At 65.1% G+C, this 17499-nt stretch carries 15 protein-coding genes and 1 other RNA gene; 15 read left to right on the top strand and 1 reads right to left on the bottom strand.

The features are described 5' to 3' along the window. Positions 1–321 precede the first annotated feature (321 nt). The 3 genes from HCH03_RS13095 (at position 322) to aspS (ending at position 3074) form a co-directional block, all read left to right on the top strand. Positions 322–708 carry an argininosuccinate lyase gene (locus HCH03_RS13095; protein WP_221689850.1) on the top strand — a complete coding sequence of 129 codons (387 nt, stop codon included), beginning with the start codon at positions 322–324 and terminating at the stop codon, positions 706–708. Beyond that, entirely contained in the window at positions 705–1118 is a 414-nt protein-coding gene (locus HCH03_RS13090; RefSeq protein WP_221689849.1) for a type II toxin-antitoxin system VapC family toxin, read from the top strand. Before HCH03_RS13095 ends, HCH03_RS13090 begins: the two co-directional genes overlap by 4 nt. A 177-nt stretch (positions 1119–1295) precedes the next feature. Next, positions 1296–3074 carry an aspartate--tRNA ligase gene (gene aspS, locus HCH03_RS13085; RefSeq protein WP_221689848.1) on the top strand — a complete coding sequence of 593 codons (1779 nt, stop codon included), beginning with the start codon at positions 1296–1298 and terminating at the stop codon, positions 3072–3074. A 389-nt stretch (positions 3075–3463) separates the two neighbouring features. Here the strand turns inward: aspS and HCH03_RS13080 are convergent, their stop codons facing one another. Continuing rightward, a complete protein-coding gene (locus tag HCH03_RS13080) occupies positions 3464–4924 on the bottom strand; it encodes a radical SAM protein (RefSeq protein WP_221689847.1) in 1461 nt (486 codons plus the stop codon). 177 nt (positions 4925–5101) lie between these two features. Here HCH03_RS13080 and HCH03_RS13075 point away from each other — a divergent pair, with 177 nt between their 5' ends. The 12 genes from HCH03_RS13075 to HCH03_RS13020 all read left to right on the top strand — a co-directional run bounded on the left by HCH03_RS13075 (position 5102) and on the right by HCH03_RS13020 (position 17495). Further along, positions 5102–5698 carry a TetR/AcrR family transcriptional regulator gene (locus tag HCH03_RS13075; RefSeq protein WP_185904597.1) on the top strand — a complete coding sequence of 199 codons (597 nt, stop codon included), beginning with the start codon at positions 5102–5104 and terminating at the stop codon, positions 5696–5698. Between the two features lie 177 nt (positions 5699–5875). Then, an RNA gene (gene ffs, locus HCH03_RS13070) (signal recognition particle sRNA small type) lies at positions 5876–5971 on the top strand. A 202-nt stretch (positions 5972–6173) separates the two neighbouring features. Continuing rightward, positions 6174–7013: a VTT domain-containing protein gene (locus HCH03_RS13065; protein WP_221689846.1), complete on the top strand. Its 840-nt coding sequence runs from the start codon at positions 6174–6176 to the stop codon at positions 7011–7013. Positions 7014–7033: 20 nt separating this feature from the next. Beyond that, the gene (dnaX, locus tag HCH03_RS13060; RefSeq protein WP_221689845.1) at positions 7034–9373 is read left to right on the top strand and encodes a DNA polymerase III subunit gamma/tau; all 2340 of its coding nucleotides are present in this window, start codon (positions 7034–7036) and stop codon (positions 9371–9373) included. A gap of 73 nt (positions 9374–9446) precedes the next feature. Then, positions 9447–9794, top strand: coding sequence for a YbaB/EbfC family nucleoid-associated protein (locus HCH03_RS13055; RefSeq protein ID WP_080143719.1), 348 nt, complete (start codon positions 9447–9449; stop codon positions 9792–9794). Positions 9795–9809: 15 nt separating this feature from the next. Beyond that, the gene (recR, locus tag HCH03_RS13050; protein WP_221689844.1) at positions 9810–10406 is read left to right on the top strand and encodes a recombination mediator RecR; all 597 of its coding nucleotides are present in this window, start codon (positions 9810–9812) and stop codon (positions 10404–10406) included. A 448-nt stretch (positions 10407–10854) separates the two neighbouring features. After that, positions 10855–12201 (top strand): molybdopterin-guanine dinucleotide biosynthesis protein B, encoded by a 1347-nt coding sequence (mobB, locus tag HCH03_RS13045; protein ID WP_246600029.1) that lies wholly within the window; start codon positions 10855–10857, stop codon positions 12199–12201. 2 nt (positions 12202–12203) lie between these two features. Further along, on the top strand, positions 12204–13352 hold the full coding sequence (locus HCH03_RS13040) for a 4Fe-4S binding protein (RefSeq protein WP_221689843.1): 1149 nt from the start codon (positions 12204–12206) through the stop codon (positions 13350–13352). A 403-nt stretch (positions 13353–13755) separates the two neighbouring features. After that, the gene (locus HCH03_RS13035; RefSeq protein ID WP_246600028.1) at positions 13756–14199 is read left to right on the top strand and encodes an RrF2 family transcriptional regulator; all 444 of its coding nucleotides are present in this window, start codon (positions 13756–13758) and stop codon (positions 14197–14199) included. A gap of 141 nt (positions 14200–14340) precedes the next feature. After that, positions 14341–15699: a redoxin family protein gene (locus HCH03_RS13030; protein ID WP_221689842.1), complete on the top strand. Its 1359-nt coding sequence runs from the start codon at positions 14341–14343 to the stop codon at positions 15697–15699. A gap of 174 nt (positions 15700–15873) precedes the next feature. Continuing rightward, on the top strand, positions 15874–16710 hold the full coding sequence (locus HCH03_RS13025; RefSeq protein ID WP_080143715.1) for a transporter substrate-binding domain-containing protein: 837 nt from the start codon (positions 15874–15876) through the stop codon (positions 16708–16710). Between the two features lie 131 nt (positions 16711–16841). Further along, positions 16842–17495, top strand: coding sequence for an amino acid ABC transporter permease (locus tag HCH03_RS13020; RefSeq protein WP_080143714.1), 654 nt, complete (start codon positions 16842–16844; stop codon positions 17493–17495). Positions 17496–17499 lie beyond the last annotated feature (4 nt).

Raw genomic sequence — 17499 nt, 5'->3', positions numbered from 1 at the left:
CGGGTGGTGCGGGTCACTTACTTAACCCGGGGCGGTTTGGACGCGGTCCCGGGTCTTTCTTTGCCCTCTCTCACCATTCGCCTCATCCGGTCGAGCGTTTTGATCGCGACCAGGAGAAGCCAAGTCGCAACCTGAATAATCGTAGCCAAAGCCGCGCATTCAAATACGTCCATAAAGGCACCTTCCTTTCGTCGGGCACCACCCGGCAGGCAAACGCCGCTGCCATGAGCGATGGTATCAACGATTGCCCTCGTCAGCTTGCGGCAGCAAGCGAAAACATGTACAATGCATGCAACGAACATGTTCGAAAAGGAGGCTGCCATGCCGGCGTTGCAAGTGAGGGAGTTTCCCGACGATCTGTACGAGCAGCTGAAGGCGTACGCCGCCAGCCAGCACCGCAGCATCGCCCAGCAAACCATCGTGGCTGTGGAGCAGATGCTCGCGCATCCGGAGGCGTCGCACTATTGGGACGGCGAGCGGCTGCGTCGCGCCGTGCGCCCGATCCCTGATTTCGACACCGAGGCGAAGCGGGCCGCGCGCATCGAGAAGCGCAAGGAGCTGTTCGCGGAGATCGACAAGCTGCCGAAATTCGATGTTCCCGATGATTTTCCCGATACGGTGGAGCTTATACGCCAGGGTCGCGAGGAGCGGGATGCGATCATCGACGCGATGATCGCTGCCGAGAAGCAGAAGGCGGTCGAAGCATGATAGTACTCGATTGCTCTGCGGCGGTTGACATAGTGAGGGATACCGAGTCCGGTCGGGCTTTGAGGCAGTTGATGCTTGAAGGGGAAGAGGTCGTCAGCTCTCAATTCTTTCTCATCGAGGTGTCGAATGCCTTCTGGAAATACCATAAAGCCGGTCTTCTTGATGAGAAAACGGTATGCGCTTACATAGAGAAGGCGCTCGCTTTGGTAGATGAGTTCTGCGATCTCGATAAAACACAGTGCTGCGAAGCCACGAAAGAAGCGATGCGGCTGCGGCATCCCGCCTACGCCATGCTCTATTTCGTGCTTGCTCGGCGCAATGCGGCTACGCTGTTCACGCTGGATCGCAAGCTGCAGCAGCTGTGCTTGGACAACGGGGTGAACTGCGTGTTCACCGACACCGAGTTCTAGCGGCTTGCAAGGGAAGCGTGCTTCTGGCGGCTCGGCAGGCGGCGCATTTTGCATGGAATGGCGACCCCGTTCCGACCGACGCGCCCTTCTTGCAGTACAATGACCAAGTTTGAGCAATTCCGCCGCAGAGGCGCGGCGGATACCGATAGCAGCGCCAAGGAGCAAGGAACCACCATTATGACGGACTTCATGAACGAGTACTGCATGCACACCGCCACGTGCGGCGAGCTGCGCAAAGGCGACGTCGGCCGCGAGGTCGTGCTGACGGGCTGGGCGTGGCACAACCGCGACCACGGCGGGCTCATCTTCATCGACCTGCGCGACCGCGCGGGCTACACGCAGGTGGTCGTCGACCCCGATTGCGTGAGCGTCGACGACTTCGCGAAGGCCGAGCACCTGGGCCGCGAGTATGTGCTGAAGGTCGCGGGCACCGTGCGCGAGCGCGGCGCGGAGGCCGTGAACCCTAACATGGCCACGGGCGAGATCGAGGTGCTGGCGAAGTCCGTCGAGGTGCTGAACACGAGCGTGACGCCGCCGTTTTCCATCGAGGACGGCATCGAGACGGACGAGATCACGCGCATGAAGTGGCGCTACCTTGATATCCGCCGCCCTGAAATGTTCGAGGCCCTGCACCTGCGCCACAAGGTAGCCCAGGCTATGCGCGGCGCGCTGAACGAGCGCGGCTTCCTGGAGGTGGAGACGCCCATCCTGGCGAACTCCACGCCCGAAGGCGCGCGCGACTACATCGTGCCCAGCCGCCCGAACCCGGGCCGCTTCTACGCGCTGCCGCAGAGCCCGCAGCAGTTCAAGCAGATGCTCATGGTGGGCGGCATCGAGCGCTACTACCAGATCGCGCGCTGCTTCCGCGACGAGGACCTGCGCGCCGACCGTCAGCCCGAGTTCACGCAGGTGGACATCGAGATGGGCTTCGTGCAGGGCGAGGACGTGATGAACCTCATGGAGGACGTCATGGCCGAGACGCTTGAGGCCGTGGGCGTGGAGCATGCCTTCCCGCTCGAGCGCATGCAGTACCGCGAGTCCATGGACCGCTTCGGCAACGACCGCCCCGACACGCGCTTCGGCATGGAGCTGGTGGACATCACCGACATCGTGAAGAACACGGGCTTCAAGGTGTTCTCGAGCGTGGCGCAGTCCGGCGGCGTGGTGAAGGCCATCAACGCGAAAGGCGCGGGCGACTGGAGCCGCGGCGACGTGGAGAAGCTGGCCGACATCGCGGCCGAGAACGGCGCGAAGGGCATGGCCTGGATCGCGTTCACCACCGACGGCAAGGAGAAGAGCCCCATCATCAAGTTCTTCAGCGACGAGGAGTTCGCCGCGCTGAAGGAGGCCATGGACGTGGAGCCGGGCGACCTCTTGCTGTTCGCCGCCGACACCTACGAGGTGGCGAGCGCCGTGCTCTCCGCGCTGCGCCTGCATATGGCTGACGCGCTGAACGTGCCGCGCGAGGGCCATCAGCTGCTGTGGGTGGTGAACTTCCCCATGTTCAAGTACGACGAGGACGAGAAGAAATACGCCGCCGAGCACCATCCGTTCACCCATGTGCTGGACGAGGACGTGGACAAGATCGAGAGCGACCCGCTGGCATGCGGCAGCTACAGCTACGACCTGGTCATGGACGGCTTCGAGGTTGGCGGCGGCACCATCCGTATCCACAACGCCGACGAGCAGCGCGCCGTGCTGCGCACGTGCGGCCTGACCGACGAGGAGATCGAGGAGAAGTTCGGCCACCTCATCCACGCGCTGGAGCTGGGCGCGCCGCCTCACGGCGGCATCGCGTTGGGCCTCGACCGCCTGGTCATGCTGCTGGGCGGCAAGGCGTCCATCCGCGACGTCATCGCCTTCCCCAAGACGAGCTCCGCGAGCGACCCGATGACCGGCGCCCCGAGTGCCGTGACCGGCCGCCAGCTCAAGGAAGTCAACCTGCGCACCCTGTAGGGAAAACCGCAGAAGAACGCACCAAGGGCCCGTCGCATTGACGGGCCCTTGGTGCGTGCATTGTCGCCCGAAACACGCGGTTTTGCGCCTAAAACCGCGTGTTTCGGGCGACAATGATCTTCGATATTGATTTCGAAGCGAACGGGGCCGTCCCGCTTGCTTGACCCCTGGAATACGCGTACGAGAAACCGTCGAAACCTGTGGCTCTCGCGATCGCGTCGTAGGGCAAGGGCTCTGATCTTGCCGTTGACCTGCGAAAACATTCCCTGTTGAGCGGCAAGGGCAGAGCCCTTGCCCTACGGGGCAAACGAAACAGCGTTTTTGTGCGGCTCCCGCAAAGGCTCTCGACTGGGATAGACGCCTTCCGCTCTCGCCCAACAGCTTCGCCGTTACGCCGCTGGTTCGCCGGCTCGTGCCTCGTCGACCAGGGGCTCGCGCTGCCGGCCCAGGCGGGCGAACTTGTTCTTGTCGGTGTCGGCCATGCCCTGGCCGGGGTCGTGGCGCTTGTCGAACAGCGGGTCGGCGGGGTCGGTCCAGATGCGCTCGGCCACGGGCGCCCATTCCTCGATGGAGCGCGTGCACTTGGCGCACAGATCGCGCGCGCTTTCCTTCGCCTGCAGGTCGGTGGAGTGGGCGCCGGCCGCCTCCACCATGTTCGCCAGCGCATCCTGGTTCTCCAGAATGGGGCAGGGGCGCAGCAGGTTGTCGTTGAACGGCTGCCCCTCGTAATACTGCATGAAGATGGGCGATTGCAGCGCGTCGAGCAGCGACACCTCGCGGATGTTCGCGTTGGCGTAATGCGCGAACACGCACGGCTCCACGTCGCCGGCGGCGTTGATGTGCAGGTAGCGCCGGCCTCCTGCGATGCAGCCGCCCACGAACTCGCCGTCGTTCTGGAAGTCGAGGGTGAACAGCGGCTTCTTGCTGCGCATCTCGCGGACGAAGCGATAGAGGTGCTCGCGCTGGTCGGCCCGCACCATGAGTTCGACAGGCGCGTCCACGCCCACGGGCATGTAGGTGAATATCCAGGCGAACAGCACGCCCTGGTCGATCATCCAGTCGAAGAACTCCTCCGAGGCGATGGAATCGGCATTGGCGGACGTGTAGCAGCACGACACGCCGAAGGGGAGGCCGTGCTGCTTGAGCAGCCGCATGGCGTCGACGACCTTGCCGAACGTGCCGTCGCCGCGCCGGCCGTCGGTGGCCTCCTCGAAGCCCTCCACGCTGATGGCGGGGATGAAGTTCTTCACGCGCAGCAGATCCTGGCAGAAGTCCTCGTCGATGAGCGTGGCGTTCGTGAACGAGAGGAACGAGCAGTCGGGATGCGCCTCGCAGAGCGCGATGAGGTCGCGCTTGCGCACGAGCGGCTCGCCTCCCGTGTAGATGTACACGTAGGTGCCCAGCTCCGTGCCCTGGCGGATGATGGAGTCCAGCTCGTCGTAGGAGAGGTTCTCCTTATGGCCGTACTCGGCGGCCCAGCAGCCGGTGCAATGCAGGTTGCAGGCACTCGTGGGGTCCATGAGGATGGCCCATGGGACGTTGCACTGATGCTTCTCGCGCATGGCCTCCTGCTTGGGCCAGGCCATGAGGTTGCCGTCGATGAGGAACGTCTTGATGAAGTCGTTGCGCATCGCGGGGTTCAGCTCCAGCACGCGCTCGATGAGCTGGTACCAGTTGTTCTGCTGGTCGATGGCGGTGCGGAAGGCGGTTCTCTGGCTGGGGAACAGGTCGGCCGGCGCCACCTTGTCCAGCATGTCCATGATCTTGGTGGCGTTGCGCTCGGGGTCCTCCAAGAGGTAGTCGAGCGTCTTCTCGAAGGCCGCGTGCTTGATTTGGTCGGTTGCCTTCATCTCGTTCGTCCTTTCGTGCATCGATTACTCCACATATGTTGAATAATCATCTTATGTTGATTATAGTAACGAAGCGAAGAAGGGCAATTGCCAGCTTGGGAACGAATGAGGCTTATGCCGCGTTTCGAGGGGATGTGGGGTGCGATCACCGTGGTTGAAAGAGCGAGGAAAGGCGCCGTGCGATCGGACGACCGCCGCGTCGTGCGCACGAGGAAGGCCATCCGCGAGGCGTTTCTGAACCTGCTGCGCTCGGAGGACTACGACCGTGTGACCATCACCGCCGTGGCGCGCGAGGCCGACATCGATCGCAAGACGTTCTACCTGCACTACGACTCTGTCGACGACGTGCTGGACGAGTTCATCCGCGAGAGGGCCGAGCAGATGGTCGCCTCGCTGCGCGAGGAATCTTTGGCGCAGGGCGGAGGCGTGGACGTTGCGGACCTGTTCGCTCGGTTGAGCGTGGCGCTGGTGCAGGATTATTCGATAACCGAGAACATGGTGAGGCACGTATCGCCGGAAAAGCTGCTCAGCAAAGTGGAGGGCCCGCTCACCGAGGCCATCGTCGAGTGCGATGCGTTGGGTTTGGCTTCGGCCATGGGCCCGTACCTGAGTTTCGGCGTGTCGTTCCTCTGCGGCGGGCTGCTCTCGGCGTACCGCCACTGGCTCGCCATCGACTCCGACATGCCGCTGGAGAACCTGGCCGCCCTGACGAGCGCCGCCATCCTCGCAGGCGTCGAGGGCTTTTTGCAGGGCGCTTCGGTCGAGGCGAAGTAGGGGAGAGCTTCGGGCGCGCGGCATACGGCCGTGCCGCGCCGTGCGGCAAAGGAACGCGCCGATCTCGGCGATTTTACGCGATCATCAGGTCTGTGTGCTTTTGGTTGCTTCAGGGGGTTGGGGTTCGACCGGTTTTTGCGCTTCCTTTATACTGAAGCGGTTGTTGTTTGAGTATCTCGAATGGGCCGGGGCGGCGCCATGTTCCGAACCTGGTCAGGTCCGGGAGGAAGCAGCCATAAGGGACCGCTGGCGAGCGCCCCTGCCTATTCGAGATACTTCGTTCCGTCGGCCTACGGCCGACGGAGCAGCTCGACGCTGCGAAGGGCCGTGGCACCGAATCTTGCCCCTTGTCCGCTTACCCTCGCGTACCGAAGTACGCTCGGCCGCGCGGCGGGGCAATCTCCGGCACCACGGCCCTTCTCGCTGACATTGCCAGACCTGCGGGCGGCCAACCTGCGGTATTCGAGGGGCGCGTATGGACATCATCAACTTCTTCGTCAATCTGCTCAGCGATCCGCGCGGGGCGATTGCCGGCTGGATCATCGCGCTGGGCCCCCTCTGGGTGTACTCGCCTTTGTTCCTCATCGTGTTCGTGGAGACGGGCCTCGTGTTCTTCCCGTTCTTGCCGGGCGACTCGCTGCTGTTCGCGGCGGGCGTGTTCTCGGCCGACGGCGGCGGGCTGAACATCTGGGCCACGCTCATCGTGTTCTACGTGGCCGCCATCTTGGGCAACACGTCGAACTATTGGATCGCGCGGTTCTTCGGCACGCGCATCATCGACTCCGGCAAGGTGAAGGCGCTCACGCCCGAGCGCATGGCCAAGCTCGACCACTTCTTCGCGCGGTTCGGCGGCCTCACCATCGTCATCACGCGCTTCATGCCGTTCTTCCGCACGTTCGCCCCGTTCATCGCGGGCACGGGGCATATGAACTTCGCTAAGTTCACGCTGTTCAACTGCATCGGCGGCATCGCGTGGGTGAGCCTGTTCGTGCTGGTGGGGTACTTCTTCGGCGGCATTCCGCTCGTGCAGGACCACTTCGAGGTCATCGTGCTGGGCATCGTCGCCGTGTCGGTGGCCCCGGCCATCATCGGCGCCATCAAAGCGGCCACGAGCTCGCGCAAGAAGAAAACGGCTGACGGGCGCACGCAGGTCCAGGCCGAGATCGACGCCGAGCTTGCCGAGGAGCTGGAACTGCGCGGCGCGCATGCGGTGGCGGAAGACGCCCCCGCCGGCAAGCACGCGTCCCCCGCTGCGAAGGCGGCCCAGGACGCGTCGCGCGGGGCCCATGCGAAGGCGGAGTCTGAAACGGAGTAGCAGGGAAGAGAGCATACGCGATGGCAGAGGCACTTTACCGTAAATATCGGCCGCAGATCTTCGAGGACGTCGTCGGCCAGGAGCACATCGAGCGCACCATCAAGAACGCCATCGAGCAGGACAAGGTGAGCCACGCCTACCTGTTCACCGGCCCGCGCGGCACCGGCAAGACCACCACGGCGCGCCTTCTGGCGAAGGCGCTTCTGTGCGAGCACGGGCCCACGCCCGAGCCCGACGGCACCTGCGACGACTGCGTGATGATAGCCAACGGCGAGCACCCCGACGTGTACGAGCTGGACGCCGCGTCGCGCACCGGCGTGGAGAACGTGCGCGAGGAGATCATCGGGCGCGTGCAGTTCGCCCCCACGCGCGGGCGCTACAAGATATACATCATCGACGAGGTTCACATGCTGTCCACGGCGGCGTTCAACGCGCTGCTGAAGACGCTGGAGGAGCCGCCGAGCCACGTCGTGTTCATCCTGGCCACCACCGATCCGCAGAAGGTCCCCGAGACCATCCACTCGCGCTGCCAGCGCTTCGACTTCCGCCGCATCTCGGCGGAATCCATCGTGTCGCGGCTGGGCGCCATCTGCGTGGCCGAGGACGTGGAGTTCGAGGGAGAGGCGCTCGACCTTATCGCGCATCGCGCCGAAGGCGGCATGCGCAACGCGCTCACCTCGCTCGAGCAGCTCATCGCGTTCGGCGAGGGCAAGGTCACGCTGGAGGTGGCCGAGCGCCTGCTGGGCGGGCTGGACACGAACGACCTGGCCGAGATCATGCGCGCCATCGGCACGCGCGACGTGGCCGCGTGCTTCCGCTGGACGGCGGACTACATCGAGACGGGCGCCGACCTCGCGCAGTTCACGCGCGATCTGGCCGAGCACGTGCGCAACATGTACGTGCTGACGTTGGCGGGCGCCGACGTGGCCCTCGAGGTGAGCGACGCCACGCGGCGCGAGTTGACGCTGGAGATGCAATGGTTCGGCGCCGATAGACTTGCGCGCCTGCTGGGCGTGCTGGGCGACCTTTCGGCCGAGCTCAAAACGTCCACGAACCCGCGCCTGTCGTTCGAGATCGCGCTCACGCGCATGGTGCGCCCCGATTCGGACTTGACGCTCGAAGCGCTCGCCGAGCGCGTCGAGGCTTTGGAAAGCGGCCACTCGGCCGTGGCGCACGTGACGGCCGCCGTTCTGCCGAACGGCGGCGTAGCCGACGCTGCGGCTTCCCGCAGCACCCGATCTCGCGGCGATGCCGGAGACTTGCGTACCGAAGTACGCGGCGCCTCCGCCATCCCCACGATATCGGGCACTGCGGAAACCCTCGCTGACGTTGGTGGACCTGCGGGTGGTCAAGGTCAACCTGCGCCTGCGGCTTTCGCGGGAGATCAACCTGCGGCGGATGCGCGCGTGCCCCAGGTGGATGCGCAACCTGCTTCCGCTGTTGCGCAACCTAATCCCGCTGTCGCGCAGCCTGCTGCGGCTTCGGTGCAGCAGGCGGGCGCTCCTGCCGCGTCCCAGCCTGCCGTCGCGCAGGCCGCTCCTGCGGCCGGTGCGGGAGCGGCGCCGTCCGCAGAGCTTGCCGCGAGCCTGCAGAACCCTGCGGCCCTGCAGCGCATCTGGCAGGCCGCGCTCTCCACGCTCAAGAAGAACAAGGCGGCGTACGGGGTGCTGTTCCTGAACACGAAGGCCCTCTACCGCGCGGACAAGGGCCTGCTCGTCATAGAGTTCCCCGCCGAGAACTCGTTCGCGTTCAAGGCCGTGCAGAAGCCCGACGTGCAGGAAGCCGTCCTGACGGCGCTCACGCAGGCATGCGGCGCGGCGCTGCCGTTCACGTACGTTCAGGGGCCGGGTGCGGAGCCTGCGGCTTCCGCGGTCGCTCCGGTTGCCGAGGCCGCTGCCCCCGCGGCGGCGTCTTCCGCCCCGGTCGCGTCAGCCGCCGCACCGGTCCAGGCTTCGCCGACCGCCGCGCAGCAGCCGGCGCCCCAGCCTTCCTCGCCCGCGGCGGTGCCGCCCGAGCCCGATCCGGCGCCCCTCGACGCGTACGACCTACCGCCGTACGACGACGAGATCGTGCCGTACGACGACTACGATTCCCCCGCTCCCCAGAGCGGCGGGGCGGGTGCGGCCCCGGCTTCGTCCGGCGCCCCGTCCGGCGCTGGCGGGTCCGCGGCTCCTTCGGGGCAGCCGTCGCCGACACCGGCGCCCGCCGCTTCCGCGCAGCCCGGTTTGCCGCCGGAGCCCGACGCCCGCACGTCGCCCTCCGTGGACACCATGGCGCCTGTGCAGTCGCCCGACGAGCTGGAGGCGATTTTGGCGGCGGGCTTCGGCGATGGCGTGATCGTCGAAGAAGTGAGAGAATAGCGCGCGAAGAAACGGCCGCGACAAACAAGCGGCATCCAACTAAAGAGAAAACAGGACCAGATAGGAGACGACAATGTCGAAGCGAGGCGGGTTCCCCGGAGGCGGCGGCATGGGCAACATGGGCGCCATGATGAAGCAAGCCCAGAAGATGCAGGCCGAACTGGCCAAGGCCCAGGACGAGATCAAGGACATGGAGTACGAGGCCACGGCCGGCGGCGGCATGGTGAAGGTGGTGGCCACGGGCGATATGGCCATCAAGAGCATCGTCATCGACCCCGAGGCGGTGGATCCCGAGGACGTGGACATGCTGCAGGACATGGTGCTCGCGGCGGTGAACGAGGCCCTGCGCGGCATGTCCGACGTGAGCGCCCAGCGCCTGAACTCCGTGACCGGCGGCATGAACATCCCGGGCTTGATGTAGGCGCGGGCAGCAACCGTGTACGCGGCGCCGTCCATCCAAAAGCTCCTCGACGAGCTGGAGCGCCTGCCCGGCATCGGCCCGAAGTCGGCGCAGCGCATAGCCTACTGGATTCTCAACACCGACCGGGCTACGGCGCTGCGTTTGTCCGAGGCTATCGCCGAGGTGAAGGACCAGGTGCACTTCTGCAAGCGATGCTTCAACTACGCCGAGGAGGACCTGTGCGACATCTGCCGGTCTTCCAAGCGCGATGCGGGCATCATCTGCGTGGTCAGCGAGCCGCGCGACATCCCGCCCATCGAGCGCACTGCCGTGTTCTCGGGCGTGTACCATGTGCTGGGCGGGGCGCTGTCGCCCCTGGAGGGTATCGGCCCTGACGACCTGCGCATCGCCGAGCTCATGAAGCGCCTGGCGTCGGGCGAGGTGCAGGAAGTGGTGCTGGCCACGAACCCCAACGTCGAAGGCGAGACGACGGCCGCCTACCTGGCGCGCCTCATCAAACCGCTCGGCGTGAGCGTCACGCGTCCCGCCAGCGGCCTTCCGGTGGGGGGCGACCTGGAGTTCGCCGACGAAGTGACGCTCGGCCGCGCCATCGAGGCGCGCCGACCGCTGTAGGGCGGCGCGCTTAAGAAGCCGACAAACAGGCGCCTTTGGCGATCTCACCGTAGGGCAAAGGCTCTGCCCTTGCCGTCTACCTGCGAAAACGATACTCGTTGAGCGGCAAGGGAGTCCTTACCCTACACGACCGGCGAAACGGGGCCTTTGGCACGATCCTCTTCGGGTCCTGCAGCCCCTTCGGGAAGGCAAGAGGCCGCCACGCTTTCGCGTGGCGGCCTCTGCGCACCCAAGAAAAGACAAAGGGTTCTGCCCCCTCCAAAAAACAGAACCCTTATCTTTACCGAAGCAACTAAGCCTCTGTAAATGCAGTGCCTAGTATACCACCCCCCTCCACAAAATCACAACACTTTTTTTCGGTGAAAGAACGTTGAGGGTTGCGGGTGCTGGGTCGGGGCGAGCACAGCCGACATGCCATGCTATACTTATGCGCCGAAAGGACGAGTGCATGAACATGGTGAATATTCCAAGCCCGGCCCTGGCCATCGTGGGCCGCCACAATTCAGGCAAGACGACGCTCATCGAGCAGCTCATAGCCGAGCTGGTGTCGCGCGGCCACGACGTGGGCAGCGTGAAGCACCACAGCCACGTGGGCTTCGACATCGACTACCCCGGCAAGGACTCCTACCGCCACCGCGCCGCCGGTGCGAGTGAGACGGTTATCGCCGCGCCGGGCCAGATCGCGCGCATCAAGTCGATCGAGGGCGAGGTGGAGTGCGCCGACATCGTGCGCAGCATGTACGGCCACGACATCGTCATCGTGGAGGGGTACCGCAAAAGCGGCCTGCCCACCATCGAGATCATGCGCTCGGGCAACGAGGCGGACTCCCGCGTGGCGGACGTGTTCGCCGAGGGCGCGCGTCGCGGCTGGCCCCTGGGCACCGATTTCACGCAGTTCACGCGCGGCACCGTGCCGCCGGCCGACGACGAGGAGGCGCGCGCGGTTCTGAGCCAGACGGAAGACGGCGGCGAGCCTACGGCCGAGGGCGCGCACTTCAAGGTGCAGCACCCCGACCACGTGGACATTTCCAACAAGCTTCCCACGTCCGACACGGTGGCGGTGGCCACCGACATCGAAGAGGCCATCCACGCCGCCGAGCTGTACAACGTGCCGGCGTTCGACTTAAGCGACATCGCGGGCCTCGCCGACTTCGTGGAGCAGTACTACGTGCGGCCGCGCGTCACCGTGGTCATACAGGCGGGCGGCGAGAGCCGGCGCATGGGCCGCAGCAAGGCCACCGTCCCCTTCGCGGGGCGCCCGCTCATCTCGCGATTGGTGGAGCGCTTGGCACCGGTGTCCGACGACCTGGTCATAACGACGAACGAGCCCGACAACCTCACGTTCCTGCACGCCGAGTTCCCGCAGTACCGCATTCAGCTCGTCTGCGACGCGTTCGACTACCGCGGGGCGTTGCCGGGTCTCTACACGGCCATGCAGGCCGCCCGCAACCCCTATGTGGCCGTGGTGGCGTGCGACATGGTGTTCGCCTCGGGCTCTCTCGTGGTGGCCGAGGCGCTGGCCATGAACGAGTCGGGCGCCGACGTGGTGGTGCCCGTGAACAAGCACGGCTTCGAGCCGTTCCACGCCATGTACCGTCGTATGGCCTGCCTGCCGGCCGTTCGACGCGCGCTCGATCGCGGCGAGAAGCGCGCCCAGGCGTTCTTCGACGACGTGAAGGTGCTGGAGTTTCCCCAGAGCAAGGTGTTGGAAGCGGAGCCCATGGGCGGATGTTTCATCAACGCGAACACTCCTGACGAGCTGCACGCGCTCGAGGAGTCGTTCCTGGAAGGATAGGCATGCCCAACCTCATCGACATCGTGGAAGTGGCCGAGGCTCTGGAGAGCAAGGCCGTGTTTCTCGCCCCCGACCGCTGCACGGTGGTGCGCAACCGCCACTCGTCGTGTCGTAAGTGCTCCGACGCGTGCCCGACCGACGCCGTGGGCGCGGTGGACAACGTGCTGTCGCTTGACAGCGAGCTGTGCGTGGCGTGCGGGGCGTGCACGGTCGTGTGCCCCACCGAGGCGCTGATCCCGCTCCAGCCGCTTGACGAGGATTTGGCGGAGGCCGTCGCCAACGCCGTGGTGGCCGCGGGCGGGCGCGCCGTGTTCGCGTGCGCGCGCATCGCATCGAAGCATCTGGGCGATCCGTCCAAGTTCGCGGAGGTGCCCTGCCTCGCGCGCATGGAGGAGAGCGTGCTGCTGGAGTTGGCCGCCCGCGACGTGCGCGACATTCTGCTGGTGGACGGCACGTGCTCCACCTGCAAGTTCCGCGCGAACGTGCCCGGTATCGACGCCACCGTGGCCTCGGCGAACCAGCTGCTGGCCGCCCAGGGTTCGGACATCCGCGTCGAGCGCGCATCGGCGTTCCCCGACGACGTGCTGCTGGAGGACAAGCGCAGCCTGCTCGGCGCCTCGCGTCGCGGCTTCTTCTCGCAGGCGAAGGGAACGGCCCTGACCGCCGCCGAGAAAACGGTGGAAGTGGCCTTCATCAAGAAGGGCGGCGCGGCGGCTCAAACGCTCCGCGAGCGGCTGCGCATGTCCGACGCGGGCACGCTGCCGCAGTTCAACCCCGTGCGGCGCATGCACGTGCTCGACGCCATGGACAGTCTGGGGCCGTCGGTGGTGCCCGAGATAGACACGCGCCTGTTCGGCAGCGTGCAGATCGACGCGGAGGCCTGCTCGTCGTGTGGCATGTGCGCGGTGTTCTGCCCCACGGGCGCGCTCAAGAAGAGCGACCTGGTGCCCGAGGAGGGGGAGGGCAGCTTCCTGGAGTTCTCCGCGTCCGATTGCGTGCAGTGCAACCTGTGCGCCGACGCCTGCCTGAAGAGCTGCCTGGAGGTGAACAGCGTCGTTTCCACCGACGAGCTGTTCGACTTCGAGCCGCGTCTCATCCATCTGCCGAACCCGCCCGCGCGCCCCGGCATCCTGTCGAGCCTGAAGCGGTGATGCGCCCCGGGCGCGGCTTGGCGGCCCGATCGCGACCGACGCCCACCCCGTAGGGCAAGGGCTCGGCTCCGAAACGCACGTTTTTCGCCCCTATGTTGCGTTTTCGGCTTCCGCTGGGTCGGCCGGCGACCCAGGGTGCGGCGACCGCCCTTCAGGACGCATCGGCGCGACGTCGCGATCAGGCGTTATGAAAGGGTGCGGAAGTCGGGGCCTCCGCCCCCTTTCCGGCGATGCAACATTCGGACGAAAAACGTGCGTTTCGGAACGTTCCCTCTGCCGATCGGGTTCAAAGGTTTGTGGGTTTCCAAAACTGTACCTTTCTTTTGTACAGAATATACTGTATAAGTAATAGAAACAGTTGAAGCGAAGGCCGGCGATGTCGGAGCCGGTGCGAAGGCGGGCGATGGAAGTGAACAGCGATTTCATTGTTGCGGTGCATGCCTTGGTGTTCTTGAACCACAAGCAGAGCGTCGTGTCGAGCGAGGCGTTGGCGGAGAACGTGTGCACGAATGCGGCGCGCGTGCGCAAGATCATGGCGCCCCTGAAACGCGCCGGGCTCGTGGAAACGCGCGAGGGCAACGAGGGCGGCTACCGGTTCTCCGGGGATGCGGCCCAGACCAATTTGGCCTCCGTCGCCGAAGCGCTTGGCGTGCGTTTCGTGGAAGCGCGGTGGCACAGCGGCAGCGCCGATAAGAAGTGCCTGGTGGCTTCGGGTATGGCCGGTATCATGGACGATATTTTCGCAGATTTGGACGCCGGATGCCTAGAGCGTTTGGAGCGGATCACGGTCGGCTCCATCGACAAGCGCATTTTCGGCGACGGCTCGGCTGTTCCGAAGTCGGCGTAGCCACCTGACCGCAGACCGTGCCGTAGGCCGAGGGGCGTTCTATCTCCCCGTCTGACGTTGCGCCTTTGGCGCGCTGACGCCTCTTCTTGTTTTTTCGCGATCGACGGATCCCTCCGCCGACGACGACCGCTAGGAGCAACCATGGGTTTCTCGCTTGAAACGAGCGTCCCGGCGCTGACCGTGTTCGTGCAAGGGCTGTTGAGCTTCTTCTCTCCGTGCGTGCTGCCGCTCATCCCGCTGTACGTGGGCTATCTGGCCGGCGGCGCGGCGAAGAAAAACGACGACGGCACCATCGAGTACCCGCGCGTGAAGGTGCTGGTGAACACGCTGTTCTTCGTGATCGGCGTGAGCTTCGCGTTCTTTCTGCTGGGCTTCGGGTTCACGGCGCTCGGGCAGTTCTTCACGGGCAACCAGCGCGTGTTCTCGGTGGTGGCCGGTATCGTGATGGCGGCGTTCGGCCTGTACATGCTGGGCGCGTTCGGCAAGACGCGCGTCATAGAAACCGAACGCAGGCTGCCGTTCAACCTGGGTCGGTTCGCCATGAACCCGCTGGTGGCGCTGGTGTTGGGCTTCACGTTCAGCTTCGCGTGGACGCCGTGCGTGGGGCCGGTGCTGGCCAGCGTGCTGCTTTTGGCGTCGTCGAGCGCCTCGGCGGCGATGGGTTACGCGCTCGTGGGCGTGTACACGCTGGGCTTCGTGCTGCCGTTTTTGGCGGTCGGTCTGTTCACCGGCGAGGTGCTGCGGTTCTTCCGCACCCACGGCAACGTGGTGAAGTACACGGTGAAGGTGGGCGGCGCGCTGCTCATCGTCATGGGCCTCATGACCGCGACCGGGTGGATGAACGGCGTGACGAGCTACCTCTCGTCGTTCGGCGCCGCACCGACCGCGCAGGAGCAGCCGGCCGACGCGGGCGGTTCGGATAATGCGGGCGGCGGTTCCGCCGGTTCGGGCGGCGATGCGTCTGCGGGCGCGTCGGGCGGCGGCTCGACGGATGCTTCGGGCGATGGGGGAAGCGCGGCGCCGTCTAACGCGAACGCCCAAGCGGCCCCGCTGTCCGACATGGTGCTGGTCGATCAGAACGGGGTGGAGCACAAGCTGTCCGACTACCGCGGCAAGACGGTGTTCCTGAACTTCTGGGCCACCTGGTGCGGCCCGTGCCAACGCGAGATACCCGACATCGAGGCGCTGTACCGCGACCGCGGCGAGAACGAGGGCGACCTGGTGGTGCTGGGCGTGGCGAACCCCAAGACGGCGGACCGCCCGCAGAACAGCGACGTGTCCGTGGACGAGGTCAAGGCCTTCATCGACAAGGAGGGCATGACGTACCCCGTGCTCATGGACACGTCCGGCAAGATGTTCTCCGCGTACGGCGTGGGGTCGTTCCCCACCACGTTCATGATCGACAAGGACGGCAACGTGTTCGGTTACGTGGCGGGCACGCTCACGGCCGACGTCATGAACAGCATCGTGGAGCAAACCATGACCGGCGTGCGGAAGTAAGACGCTGTGCCGCTGGCGCCCGTGTCCAGCGCAGATATCGGAGGGACGTGTACGTTACGGATTCGTATGCTATACTGGCGCAAGCACTTTAGCGCAGTAAAGTAGAAAAGCAGCCGAGGGGCGCGCGACCGGGGGAAGCGGGCGTCGGCTGCAGGGACACGGGAGGATGAACCTATGAAGAAGAATCTCAAGGCGCTCGTCGTCGCGGCGGCGACGCTCGCGCTCACGGCGGTCATGCTGGCCGGCTGCTCCAGCGGCGGCGACGCGCAGAAGTCCGAAGGAGCGGGAGACGGCGCTGCAGACGCCACCACGTTCACCGTCGGCTTCGACAAGGCGTACCCGCCCTACGGATTCGTGGGCGACGACGGCGAGTTCGCCGGCATCGACCTCGACATGGCCAAGGAAGTGTGCGAGCGCAACGGTTGGGACCTGAAGCTCGAGGCCATTGACTGGGATGCCAAAGACGCGCTCATCGACAGCGGCGCCATCACGTGCATCTGGAACGGCTTCACCATCGAAGGACGCGAGGCCGACTACGCCTTCACCGAGCCGTACATGCTCAACGAGCAGGTCATCGTGGTGAAGAAGGGCAGCGACGTCAAGTCGATCGACGATCTGGCCGGCAAGACGGTCATGACGCAGGTCGATTCCGCCGCGCTCGACGTGCTGGAGGGCGAGGACTACGCCGACGCCGTGGCCAAGTTCGCCGCGCTCGACACCATCGCCGACTACAACACGGCGTTCATGCAGCTGGAGTCCGGTGCCGTCGATGCCGTGGCCTGCGACCTGTCCATCGCCGACTACAACATGGCGGGCAACGACAAGTACGTGAAATTGGCCGAGCCGCTGTCGTCCGAGCACTACGGCGTGGGCTTCAAGAAGGGCAATACCGAGATGGCCGACAAGGTGACGGCCACGCTCAAGGAGATGTACGCCGACGGTACCATCAAGCAGCTGTGCGAGAAGTACGCCGAATACGGCGTGTCGTTCGACAACTGGGTGCTGAAGTAGGCCGATGCGGTTTCGCGGCAGCCGCCGCGCAAGCGCCGCGCGTGCGCCGCGAAGGGCGTGCGGGCAAGAAGGTTCGAGACGGGCGGGGACGAGGTTCCCGCCCGTTGTCGCGTCGTGAGAGAGGTTGATCGGTGGAGTTTTCTACGATGGTGGGCATGTTGGCCCAAGGGTTCGGCGTCTCGCTGCAGATATTCTTCCTCACGCTTCTGGGGGCGCTGCCCCTGGGCGTGGTGGTGGCGCTCGCCCGCATGAGCAGGTTCAAGCCCCTTGCCCTGATCACGCGCTTCTACATCTCGGTCATGCGCGGAACCCCGCTCATGCTGCAGATGTTCGCCATCTTCTTCGGACCGTACTACCTGTTCGGCATCTCGTTGGGAACCGATTACAAGTTCACCGCCTGCATCATCGCGTTCATCATCAACTACGCGGCGTACTTCGCCGAAATCTACCGCAGCGGCATCCAGTCCATTCCGCAAGGGCAGTACGAGGCCGCGCATGTGCTGGGCTACTCGCGCTTCCAGACGTTCATGCTTATCGTTCTGCCGCAGGTTATCAAGCGCATTCTGCCCGCCATGGGCAACGAGATCATCACGTTGGTGAAGGACACGTCGCTCGCGTTCGTCATCGGCGTGGCCGAGATGTTCAGCGAGGCGAAGGCCCTGGTGGCATCCATGAAGAACCTGTGGGCGTTCGCCGTGGCCGGATTGTTCTACTGGGTGTTCAACTTCATCATCGAAGTCATTTTGAACCGCATTGAGAAGAAGCTGGACTACTATCATGAATAAGGAG

Origin of the sequence: Gordonibacter massiliensis (ex Traore et al. 2017), assembly GCF_019731765.1 — a bacterium.
Classification (GTDB): domain Bacteria; phylum Actinomycetota; class Coriobacteriia; order Coriobacteriales; family Eggerthellaceae; genus Gordonibacter; species Gordonibacter massiliensis.
The sequence above is the reverse complement of the archived record's forward strand: the minus strand, read 5'-3'. Positions and strand labels throughout refer to the sequence as shown.

What these genes read in the sequence shown, in the direction of transcription:
- HCH03_RS13065 (WP_221689846.1), top strand. Translation starts at nt 6,174, where the DNA reads ATGGACATCATCAACTTCTTCGTCAATCTGCTCAGCGATCCGCGCGGG.
- dnaX (WP_221689845.1), top strand. Translation starts at nt 7,034, where the DNA reads ATGGCAGAGGCACTTTACCGTAAATATCGGCCGCAGATCTTCGAGGAC.
- HCH03_RS13040 (WP_221689843.1), top strand. Translation starts at nt 12,204, where the DNA reads ATGCCCAACCTCATCGACATCGTGGAAGTGGCCGAGGCTCTGGAGAGC.
- HCH03_RS13055 (WP_080143719.1), top strand. Translation starts at nt 9,447, where the DNA reads ATGTCGAAGCGAGGCGGGTTCCCCGGAGGCGGCGGCATGGGCAACATG.
- mobB (WP_246600029.1), top strand. Translation starts at nt 10,855, where the DNA reads ATGAACATGGTGAATATTCCAAGCCCGGCCCTGGCCATCGTGGGCCGC.
- HCH03_RS13080 (WP_221689847.1), bottom strand. Translation starts at nt 4,924, where the DNA reads ATGAAGGCAACCGACCAAATCAAGCACGCGGCCTTCGAGAAGACGCTC.
- HCH03_RS13025 (WP_080143715.1), top strand. Translation starts at nt 15,874, where the DNA reads ATGAAGAAGAATCTCAAGGCGCTCGTCGTCGCGGCGGCGACGCTCGCG.
- HCH03_RS13090 (WP_221689849.1), top strand. Translation starts at nt 705, where the DNA reads ATGATAGTACTCGATTGCTCTGCGGCGGTTGACATAGTGAGGGATACC.
- HCH03_RS13095 (WP_221689850.1), top strand. Translation starts at nt 322, where the DNA reads ATGCCGGCGTTGCAAGTGAGGGAGTTTCCCGACGATCTGTACGAGCAG.
- HCH03_RS13030 (WP_221689842.1), top strand. Translation starts at nt 14,341, where the DNA reads ATGGGTTTCTCGCTTGAAACGAGCGTCCCGGCGCTGACCGTGTTCGTG.
- aspS (WP_221689848.1), top strand. Translation starts at nt 1,296, where the DNA reads ATGACGGACTTCATGAACGAGTACTGCATGCACACCGCCACGTGCGGC.
- HCH03_RS13035 (WP_246600028.1), top strand. Translation starts at nt 13,756, where the DNA reads ATGGAAGTGAACAGCGATTTCATTGTTGCGGTGCATGCCTTGGTGTTC.